Source organism: Dellaglioa sp. CoH-56-MRSF-10, assembly GCF_056782175.1.
This window is the reverse complement of sequence record NZ_JBXAYF010000007.1, coordinates 52,442-62,421: the sequence shown is the minus strand read 5'-3', so window position 1 is coordinate 62,421 and position 9,980 is coordinate 52,442. Positions and strand designations below refer to the sequence as shown.

Below are 9,980 nucleotides of genomic sequence, written 5' to 3'. Positions count from 1 at the left end.
GAACACAGAAGTTAAGCTTCTTAGCGCCAAGAGTAGTTGGGGGTCGCCCCCTGCGAGGGTAGGACGTTGCCATGCTATTAAAAATAAAACAATAAAATTTTACGACCGTTGCTGAATATAAAAAAAGGTGTTGTCACAAAGTGACAACACCTTTTTTTATAGTTTTATTTCTCATTACAAAGGAAACACGGTTCCTAAAATCACTAAATCCGTAGGCATTACGTTTAATAATTTTCAATTTATTGTTAGTCCCTTCCTTCAAGTAGGCTATTAGAATAAGGATAGTTAATAGCGTTTTTCACATAGTCTTCATGTTAAATTAAAATGAGTAAACAATTTTTTTAAAAAATTGAATTCAAGTTTTATTAAATGCATGCATAAGTGCATTGTAAATGTGAAATTGATCGTAAACAACTATGGCGTTCGGGAATAACAAAGTTCTCGTAAACTTGGGATACGTATAGTTTATATAAGTAACGATTACTTTAACGTTTTCGCGTGCTTCTAAAATGAACCGGATAAAATACTTAGTCACTTGATAGATTGTTCTAGCAAAAATAGCAGATACTATAGAGCATTTTTTGTTACACTATTACTTAATAATGGATATAAAATTTTTCACATATTAGAAAGACGTTAAATGATAAAACAAGTAGTAAATGATGAGATATAAGTAAAAATTTGATTTGACTATTGATATATATACATTGTATAATGTGTAATGCATTAAAATACATATACTAGATTTATATCGGAGGAAGTCCATGAAAAATAAAGATACGGCCTTTTTTGGTCATCCTAGAGGATTATCAACACTATTTTTTACAGAAATGTGGGAGCGATTCAGTTATTACGGAATGCGAGCAATTCTTTTATACTATATGATTTCAGAAGTGGATGGGCTTGGTTATAATCAAGCTACAGCCATGTCAATTATGTCCATTTATGGATCATTAATTTATTTATCAGGTGTCATTGGAGGTTTCGTTAGTGATCGCCTTTGGGGTAGTAGAAAAACAGTGTTTATTGGTGGAATACTAATAATGCTAGGACATATTGTTCTTGCAACACCCTTTAAATCAGTTGCTTTATTCATATCTATCGCGTTAATCGTATTGGGAACAGGGTTGTTAAAACCTAATGTTTCTGAAATGGTTGGTGGATTATACAATAGTAAGGATCCAAGACGTGATTCTGGTTTCAGTATCTTTGTATCTGGGATTAATATTGGTGCTTTGATTGCACCGTTGCTAGTTGGATGGGTTGGTCAAGAATATAATTACCACGTTGGATTCTCATTAGCAGCTATTGGGATGTTTTTCGGCTTAGTTCAATATTACTTTGACGGAAGAAAATATTTAACAAAAGATAGTTTATATCCTAATGACCCTATTCAACCTAACGAATTATCAACTATTCTTAAAAAATCTTCAATCGGTGTTATAGCTTTAGCTTTAATTTTAGTTATCATGTTCCTATTTAAATCATTAAATATTACGAATGTCATTCTTTTAATCACAATTCTTGCAGTTATCATCCCTGTCTATTACTTTACAATGATGTTAACAAGTAAGAAAACAACAAAAATTGAACGATCAAGACTTACAGCGTATATTCCGTTATTTATTGCCAGTATCTTATTCTGGTCAATTGAAGAACAAGGTTCAGTTGTTTTAGCAATGTTTGCGTCAACTAGAACGCAGTTAAGTGCTTTTGGGTTCACTTTCCCAGCTAGTTTCTTTCAAAGTATGAATCCGTTATTCATATTAATCTATGTTCCAATATTTGCTTGGTTATGGGTTAAATTAGGATCGAAACAACCTAGTTCTCCAGCTAAATTTTCAATTGGTCTAGTATTTGCTGGAGCATCTTTCCTTTGGATGATGCTCCCTGGTGTTCTTTTTGGAACAGATACTAAAGTTGGCCCATTATGGTTAGTTGCAAGTTGGATGATGGTTATGCTTGGTGAAGTTTTGGTTTCTCCAGTTGGCTTATCAATTACTACTAAACTTGCACCAAAAAGTTTTCAATCTCAAATGATGAGTGTTTGGTTCTTGAGTGATGCTGTTGCTCAAGCATTGAATTCACAAATTGTTCGGTTATACACACCCGCTACTGAATCAATGTACTTTGCTGTAGTTGGTGGAATTACTGTTGCCTTTGGTATTATGTTGAGTTTCTTTATTCCAAGAATTCATAAATTAATGGAAGGCGTTAATTAAATAGATTTTTAATGAAAGATATGTTAATTTTAATTAACATATCTTTTTTTGGAGGGAAACATGACAATTATTGCAACTAGTAGTGATAATCACTTTGATATTAATAAAGTTGATGTGGATATAATTATTGATGAACAAGTAAATTATCTATTAGCGAAAAATATTGAGTATTATCTTATTACAGGAGATTTATTTAATGATTTTAATAAAACGATTGATTATATTATTAGACTGAAAAGAAAGTTAAATAATAAAATTGTTGTCTTATTTATTGCAGGTAACCATGACATGGTTAAAAATATAACATTTGATGAGCTAGAAAGTGTAGTGAATGATTCTTATCTCCATAATCAATATTTGGATATCTCCGGCACTGAATGGCGTATTATAGGTAATAATGGATGGTACGATTACAGTTACTCAAAACAGCTAAAACGGTCTGATAAAGAAATGCTACATTGGAAAACAAACTATTGGATCGATCGTAAAATTGTTCAACCAATGCCAGATGTCGAGAGATTTAAATTAAGTTTAAGACAAACTGAAAAATTATTGAGTGATGCGAAACAATTAAATAAAAAAATAATATTTATGACTCATTTTGTACCTAATGAATTGTATATTAAAATTAATAATGATAATCGTTTCTGGAACGTTGCAAACGGCATGTTAGGTAGTCAAAAGATGGGAGATCTGTTAGAATACTATAAAGTAGAAAAAGTTTTATTTGGGCACCTCCATATCAAACATGATCCTATTCAAATTAATGAAACGACGTATTATACGAAGCCAGTGGGATATGGGCGGAAAAAATATAACGAATGGACGAAAAATACGTTCTTCGATGAGTGGAAATTTACGTTACAAATAATTAATTTAAAATAATTGAAAAAAAAGCTTGATTTTTAATCCATTTATTTGTATGATAGTTAAGTCGGATAAAGCTGATATGGAAGAGTAGCGAAGAGGCTAAACGCGGCGGACTGTAAATCCGCTCCTTCGGGTTCGGTGGTTCGAATCCACTCTCTTCCACCATTATTTTATAATATTGGGTTATAGCCAAGCGGTAAGGCAACAGGTTTTGATCCTGTCATGCGATGGTTCGAATCCATCTAACCCAACTAGCTAAAAGCAGATACTTAGGTATCTGCTTTTTTGTTTTATTTGTTATTTTATTTTTTTTTGCGGTATGATGGAGATAGTAATTAAATATAATAATTGAAATGAGGAAACTATGAAAATTGGATTTATTGGAGCTGGTAATATGGCTCGAGCAATTATTGAAGGTTTAGTAGAAGCAGAATTTATCGCGCCAAAAGAAATTTTGGTACACAGTGCAAGAGAGTCCAGCTATGTACCTTATGCTGAAGCTAATGGCTTTACAGCGTTAGGTAGCAATGCTCAGGTGGTTAGTGAGGCTGACGTTGTTTTTCTTGCTGTTAAACCAATTGTCTTAGGTATGGTTTTAGCAGAAATTAAAGAGTCAGTGAAGGAATACAAACCTATGCTAATTTCTATTGTATCAGGTGTTTCAATCTCTGAAATTGAATTAGAATTAGATAATCATTCAGTTGGTATTTTAAGAACAATGCCAAATGTTAACGCAACGGTTTCCGAAAGTATGACTGCGTTAGTCGGTAATGATATTTTGACAGATAAACAAATGAAACAAGGTACTGATTTATTTGATACTATTGGTGAAACGATGGAGATTGCTGAACGCGATTTTAGCACGTTTGTTGCTCTTGCTGGTAGCTCACCAGCATTTATTTACTTATTTATTGATACGCTTGCACGTGCAGGCGTTAAATATGGCTTACCAAAAGATAAAGCAACTAAGATTGCTGCTCAAGCTGTACTAGGCAGTGCAAAAAAGGTCTTAGCTACTGATGAAGTGCCATGGAAATTAATTGATGAGGTTTCATCTCCGGGTGGCACAACTATTGCTGGATTGCTTGCAATGGAAGAGGCTGGATTTATGAATTCTATTATTAAAGCAGTTGATGCAACTGTGGCTAAAGACAAAAACTAAATTTGATATGACCTTGTTTTTTTGGTCTATACCGATTATACTAAGTTTATAAATTGAAGGGATGGCGGATAAGATGAGTATTGTTTTAAAACATGCAGTTATCTACACGGGTTCAGAAAAAATTGAAGATGCATATATTCGATTTGATAAACAAATTAGTGCAATGGGGCCAATGAGCGAATACAAAGCTTTAGCCTCTGATGAGGTTAGAGATGTAGAAGGGAAAATTATTGTTCCTGGATTTATTGACGTTCACAGCCATGGTGGATATAGTTTTGATGCTATGGATGGTGATTCTAAACAAATTAATGAAATGGTTACCGATATGATTCACGAAGGTGTTACGACTTATTTCGCAACGACAATGACCCAATCACATGAAAATATTGCTAATGCTATGGTTGGTATCAAAAAAGCCGCTGAAGTGAACCCTGTTATTCAAGGAATTCATCTTGAAGGACCATTTATTTCTCCTGTTTTTAAAGGCGCACAGCCTGAAAAATATATTGAGGCACCTGATACAAAGTTATTTGATAAATGGAATGAATTATCAGGACATATGATCAAATTAGTGACTTATGCACCGGAACATAAAACGTCACCTGAATTTGAAGAGTATTGTATCAAGAATGGTATCGTACCTTCAGTGGGCCATAGTAACGCTACTCGCGAAGAAATGAAACATTCTCGAGCAAGTCATGTCACTCATTTATACAATGCACAACGCGAATTTAAGCATCGTGAACCAGGTGTAACTGGACATGCATTTTTAGAGGATAATATTTATACAGAAATTATTGCTGATGGTTTTCATATTGTGCCAGATATGATTAAACTAGCCTATGATTTAAAAGGACCTAAACGTATTGAATTAATTACTGACTCGATGCGTGCTAAAGGAATGCCTGAAGGCTTAAGCGAACTTGGCGGGCAAAAAGTTATTGTTAAAGACAAACAAGCAAGATTAGAATCTGGTAATTTAGCAGGCTCTGTTTTACAATATCAAGATGCATTTAAAAATATTATGAAATTTACTGGTTGTGGTATCGAAGAAGCTGTATTGATGAGTTCTGTCAATCAAGCTAGGGAATTCAATTTAACATCAAAAGGTGCTATTGAAATCGGAAAAGATGCTGATATGAACTTATTTGATGCTAACATGCAACTAGAAAGCACATATAGCTTTGGACGTAAATTTTAATAAAAGGTTAGGAAGGTAATTGTTAATGGGATCTCCCATATATATTCAAATTCATAATGAAATGAAAAAAACAATTGAATCTGGTGAATGGGAAGTTGGCAATCGTATTCCGGCTGAACGTGAACTTGCTGTTGTATTTGGTGTCAGCAGAATGACGCTTAGACAGGCAATTCAAACCTTGGTAGATGAAGGTATTCTAGAACGTCATGTTGGTGATGGAACCTACGTTGCTCGTAAGAAGGTTCAAGAAAAGATGTCAGGTGTGACTAGTTTTACTGACCTAATGGCTGAACAGGGAAAAGTGGCTTCAAGTAAGACGATCACTTATCATGTTACAACGCCTTCATTAAGTGAAATTGAAAAGTTACAATTGATCGATGGCGAACTAGTCTTACGAATGGAACGAATTCGTTATGCTGATGGTTTACCGATTTGTTTTGAAGTTGCTACGGTTCCTAATAAATTAGTTGAGGGTTATAGTAAAACTGAAATTACGAGCTCTTTATATCGAACATTGGAAGAAAAAGCCAATTTAACATTGGGAGGGGCACAACAGACAGTGTCTGCTATGTCAGCTGCTGAAAGCATAGCGGATTATCTATCAATCAAGCGTGGTGAAGCGATTTTGAGGCTTCGTCAAGTTAGCTTTTTGAAAAATGGTGAACCTTTTGAATATGTTCGGACACAATATGTAGGGAATCGCTTTGAATTTTATCTAGAAAAATAAAGTTTAAGAAATTATTAATTGCTCTCTTTCAACCATATCAATGGATGAGATAGAGTAATTTTTTTTTTGAGAAATCTGTTCGATTGACATCAATTTGAGATAACGCTATATTATTTAAGAGCAAAAAATAAATTATCTGAAGGGGTTTTAAGATATGTATTTATTAGTTAATATTTTCGGTGTTGCCATTTTTATTTTAGTTGCATTTGCGTTTTCCAAGAAAAAGAGAGAAGTCAATTGGAAATCAATCGCAATTATGGTCGTTATTAATTTATTTTTAGCTTGGTTCTTAACAAAATTCTCATTAGGACGTGATCTTGTAGAAGGCGCGGCTAATGGGTTTAATTGGCTAATGCAGGCCGCATATCAAGGTATTCAATTTATGGTACCCGCTATGCCTAAAGTAACTGATATGGGATTTTTCATGAGTGTTCTATTACCAGTTATTATGATTGTGCCATTGTTTGATATTTTAACGTACATTGGCGTTCTTCCATTTATTATTAAGTGGATTGGCCGTGGGTTATCAAAAATTACAGGCCAACCAAAATTTGAATCATTTTTCTCAGTAGAAATGATGTTTTTGGGAAATACTGAAGCATTAGCTGTTTCAAGCCTTCAGTTGAAACTAATGAAATCAGAACGGAACTTAACTTTGGCAATGATGTCAATGAGCTGTGTGACGGCTTCAATCATTGGTGCTTATACAACAATGATGCCAGGTCAATATATCTTAACAGCTGTTCCAATTAATATTATTAATGCTATTATTATAACAAGTATTTTAAATCCAGTTGAAGTAACAGAAGAAGAAGATACTATTGCTGAAATGACAGGTAGTAACTCAAATGATTTAGAAACTTCTGAATCAGATAATAAAAGAGAACCCTTTTTCGCTTTCTTGGGTGATTCAATTTTGGGTGCTGGTAAGTTAGTCTTGATTATTGCAGCAAATGTTATTGCTTTCGTTGCTTTAGCAGCCTTGATTGATAATATTCTTGGATTAGTTAATCCAAATTTATCACTTGAAAATATTTTAGGTATTATTATGTTCCCATTTGCTTGGTTAATGGGATTCAATCCTTCAGATGCTTTCGAATTAGCACGTTACATGGGTACAAAATTAGTAACAAATGAATTTGTTGTTATGGGACAAGTATCAAGTACGATTAACTCATTTGCACCTCATTACAAAGCTGTTTTAACTGTTTTTGTTACATCGTTTGCAAACTTTTCAACAATTGGAATGATTATTGGTTGTTTCAAAGGAATTGTGGATAAAGAAAAAAATGATGTTATCGCAAGAAACGTTGGTTACATGCTATTATCTGGTATTCTAGTTTCATTATTATCAGCGGGTATGGTTGGCGTTTTCGTTTGGTAATATAACAATATGTAAAAAAGAACTAAGAAATTTTTAATTTCTTAGTTCTTTTTTTTATGTCCTCTAAATTTTTCTTTGTATATTAGTAATAAGTAACGTGGAATAGCTAGCATTCGAATAAAACGAGTCGGTTCTTGGAATAAACGATAAAGCCACTCAATATGATGATTTTGCCAAAATTGTGGCGCACGATTCACAGTACCCGCTAGAACGTCGAAACTACCACCAACACCCATCCAGATACTATCAGACACTTGGCGATTACGCTGAATAAATTCCTCCTGATTTGGAAAACCTGTTGCAACAAAAACAAAATCAGGCTGAGATATTTTAATGTTACTTACAATATCCTGATCATTTTTGAAATAACCATTATGAAATCCGACTAAATTAATGTTTGGATAATCAGACTTAATCGTTTTGGCAACTTTTTGGATGACCGTTTCGGCTGCACCAACTAGGTATATTGATTTTTGATGACTATTAGCCCATTTAAGCAGGCTCATTAAAGTATCATAGCCAGTGATTCGTTCGGGCATTGGAGTCCCTAAAATTGCTGCGCCTTTGATAATACCAATACCATCTGGTGTAACGTAGTCAGCTTGGTTAAGAATCTTTTTATAATCTGGGTGTTGTCGTGCAAATAGAACAATTTCTGGGTTGGCTGTCACGATAAATCGATTTAGATGAGCTATCGAATCAGTCGCTATCTGAGTTAAAAAAGCGTCATTAGTTGTATTAATAAATTCGATATCTAATATTTTTGTTTTTTTAAATTTATTTGGCATAATATGTCCTCACTTTTTAAACTTTGTCTCATTATAACAGAAGATAAATTTAAAATAAGTATTGAATATGACGGATTACGGAAAAAATGGTAAAATGTAGATTATAATTTGTGTGCTGGAAAAAATTCTAGTAGTGCATTCATTTTAAAGGAGAAACATCATGGTAAAAAATTACCCAGATGATAGCTATACGTTACATACGGACGTTTATCAGATTAATATGATCCAAACTTACTGGGAAAAAAATATTCATAATCAAAATGCTGTATTTGAAGTTTTCTTCAGAAATTTACCATTTTCTAATGGCTATGCGATTTTTGCAGGCTTAGAACGAGCTATTAATTATATTCAAAATTTAAAATTTTCAGAGACAGACATTGCGTATTTAAGAGAAGTGGCAGGATATCCAGATGATTTTCTTGCCTATTTAAAAGATTTTCATTTTCGTGGCACAATCAGGTCAGCTGTTGAAGGGGAAGTTGTTTTTAACGGCGAACCCATTGTCCAAATAGAAGGTCCTTTAGCAGACTGTCAATTAGTAGAAACGGCATTACTTAACATCATTAATTATCAAACATTGATTGCAACAAAATCAGCTCGTATCAAAGCTGTAGCCGGAGATGATGGTGTGTTAGAATTTGGTACAAGACGAGCACAAGAATTTGATGCAGCTATTTGGGGAACACGTGCAGCTTATATTGGTGGATTTGATGCAACTAGTAATGTCCGAGCAGGTAAAATATTTGGTATTCCTATCAGTGGAACGCATGCGCATTCATTAGTTCAAGCATACAGAGATGACTATGATGCTTTTATGGCTTACGGAACAACGCATCGTGATTGTGTCTTTTTAGTTGATACATACGATACGTTAAAAAGTGGTGTGCCAAGTGCAATTAAAGTTGCTAAAGAGTTAGGTGATAAGATTAATTTTGCCGGCGTACGAATTGATAGTGGGGATATGGCTTACATTTCGAAACGCGTTCGTGAACAATTAGATGAAGCTGGATTTACAGAAGCTAAAATTTATGCCTCAAATGACTTAGATGAAAAAACAATTACTAATTTAAAAATGCAAGGAGCTAAAATTGACGTCTGGGGCGTTGGAACTAAACTAATAACTGCCTATGATCAACCCGCCTTAGGTGCAGTTTATAAATTAGTAGCCATTGAAGGTGGCGATGGTAAAATGGTTGATACAATTAAACTCAGTAATAATGCAGAAAAAGTATCAACACCAGGTAAGAAACAAGTATGGCGTATTACTAATAAAGTTGATGGTAAAACTGAAGGAGATTACATTGCACTATCGGATGAGGAACCTCAGAAACAAGACTCACTTTATATGTTCCATCAGCAGTATACCTATATTAATAAGTTGGTAACTAACTATAATGCACGACCAATTTTACAAGATATATTTGTTGAAGGTGAACTGGTTTATAATCAGCCAGAATTGGATGCTATTAGAGAGTATTCAAGAATTCAGTTAGATGGGTTATGGGAAGAATATAAACGTGAATTAAATCCACAAGATTACCCTGTCGATTTATCACAAAAAGCTTATGATAATAAGATGGCTATCATCCAAAAAATTAGAAATAATATGAATAATATTAAATAAGG

General features: G+C 33.7%; 10 protein-coding genes and 2 tRNA genes. 9 read left to right on the top strand and 3 right to left on the bottom strand.

The features are described from left to right. Window positions 1-133 precede the first annotated feature (133 nt). Entirely contained in the window at window positions 134-238 is a 105-nt protein-coding gene (locus AC1RP4_RS07070) for a hypothetical protein (protein ID WP_481762193.1), read from the bottom strand. Between the two features lie 117 nt (window positions 239-355). After that, window positions 356-571, bottom strand: coding sequence for a transposase (locus tag AC1RP4_RS07065; protein ID WP_481761913.1), 216 nt, complete (start codon window positions 569-571; stop codon window positions 356-358). Between the two features lie 193 nt (window positions 572-764). Here AC1RP4_RS07065 and AC1RP4_RS07060 point away from each other — a divergent pair, with 193 nt between their 5' ends. The 8 genes from AC1RP4_RS07060 to AC1RP4_RS07025 all read left to right on the top strand — a co-directional run bounded on the left by AC1RP4_RS07060 (window position 765) and on the right by AC1RP4_RS07025 (window position 7,566). Then, window positions 765-2,222 (top strand): peptide MFS transporter, encoded by a 1,458-nt coding sequence (locus AC1RP4_RS07060; RefSeq protein WP_481761865.1) that lies wholly within the window; start codon window positions 765-767, stop codon window positions 2,220-2,222. 60 nt (window positions 2,223-2,282) lie between these two features. Continuing rightward, a complete protein-coding gene (locus AC1RP4_RS07055) occupies window positions 2,283-3,107 on the top strand; it encodes a metallophosphoesterase (RefSeq protein ID WP_481761866.1) in 825 nt (274 codons plus the stop codon). Between the two features lie 66 nt (window positions 3,108-3,173). After that, a tRNA-Tyr gene (locus AC1RP4_RS07050) sits at window positions 3,174-3,257 on the top strand. A 14-nt stretch (window positions 3,258-3,271) separates the two neighbouring features. Beyond that, window positions 3,272-3,343, top strand: a tRNA-Gln gene (locus AC1RP4_RS07045). A 113-nt stretch (window positions 3,344-3,456) separates the two neighbouring features. Further along, window positions 3,457-4,254: a pyrroline-5-carboxylate reductase gene (gene proC, locus AC1RP4_RS07040; protein ID WP_481761867.1), complete on the top strand. Its 798-nt coding sequence runs from the start codon at window positions 3,457-3,459 to the stop codon at window positions 4,252-4,254. A gap of 73 nt (window positions 4,255-4,327) precedes the next feature. Beyond that, on the top strand, window positions 4,328-5,455 hold the full coding sequence (gene nagA, locus AC1RP4_RS07035) for an N-acetylglucosamine-6-phosphate deacetylase (RefSeq protein WP_481761914.1): 1,128 nt from the start codon (window positions 4,328-4,330) through the stop codon (window positions 5,453-5,455). A gap of 25 nt (window positions 5,456-5,480) precedes the next feature. Further along, window positions 5,481-6,182 carry a GntR family transcriptional regulator gene (locus AC1RP4_RS07030; protein WP_481761868.1) on the top strand — a complete coding sequence of 234 codons (702 nt, stop codon included), beginning with the start codon at window positions 5,481-5,483 and terminating at the stop codon, window positions 6,180-6,182. Between the two features lie 154 nt (window positions 6,183-6,336). Beyond that, window positions 6,337-7,566 carry a NupC/NupG family nucleoside CNT transporter gene (locus AC1RP4_RS07025; RefSeq protein WP_481761869.1) on the top strand — a complete coding sequence of 410 codons (1,230 nt, stop codon included), beginning with the start codon at window positions 6,337-6,339 and terminating at the stop codon, window positions 7,564-7,566. Between the two features lie 41 nt (window positions 7,567-7,607). Here AC1RP4_RS07025 and AC1RP4_RS07020 read toward each other — a convergent pair whose 3' ends face one another. Beyond that, entirely contained in the window at window positions 7,608-8,354 is a 747-nt protein-coding gene (locus AC1RP4_RS07020) for a WecB/TagA/CpsF family glycosyltransferase (protein ID WP_481761870.1), read from the bottom strand. A gap of 160 nt (window positions 8,355-8,514) precedes the next feature. On the opposite strand from AC1RP4_RS07020, the gene AC1RP4_RS07015 reads away from it, so the two are divergent. Then, entirely contained in the window at window positions 8,515-9,978 is a 1,464-nt protein-coding gene (locus tag AC1RP4_RS07015; RefSeq protein WP_481761871.1) for a nicotinate phosphoribosyltransferase, read from the top strand. The last annotated feature ends 2 nt before the right edge of the window (window positions 9,979-9,980 follow it).

Excerpts from the sequence above, each read along its gene's own strand:
- AC1RP4_RS07060 (WP_481761865.1), top strand. The coding sequence starts at position 765 with ATGAAAAATAAAGATACGGCCTTTTTTGGTCATCCTAGAGGATTATCA.
- AC1RP4_RS07055 (WP_481761866.1), top strand. The coding sequence starts at position 2,283 with ATGACAATTATTGCAACTAGTAGTGATAATCACTTTGATATTAATAAA.
- proC (WP_481761867.1), top strand. The coding sequence starts at position 3,457 with ATGAAAATTGGATTTATTGGAGCTGGTAATATGGCTCGAGCAATTATT.
- nagA (WP_481761914.1), top strand. The coding sequence starts at position 4,328 with ATGAGTATTGTTTTAAAACATGCAGTTATCTACACGGGTTCAGAAAAA.
- AC1RP4_RS07030 (WP_481761868.1), top strand. The coding sequence starts at position 5,481 with ATGGGATCTCCCATATATATTCAAATTCATAATGAAATGAAAAAAACA.
- AC1RP4_RS07025 (WP_481761869.1), top strand. The coding sequence starts at position 6,337 with ATGTATTTATTAGTTAATATTTTCGGTGTTGCCATTTTTATTTTAGTT.
- AC1RP4_RS07020 (WP_481761870.1), bottom strand. The coding sequence starts at position 8,354 with ATGCCAAATAAATTTAAAAAAACAAAAATATTAGATATCGAATTTATT.
- AC1RP4_RS07015 (WP_481761871.1), top strand. The coding sequence starts at position 8,515 with ATGGTAAAAAATTACCCAGATGATAGCTATACGTTACATACGGACGTT.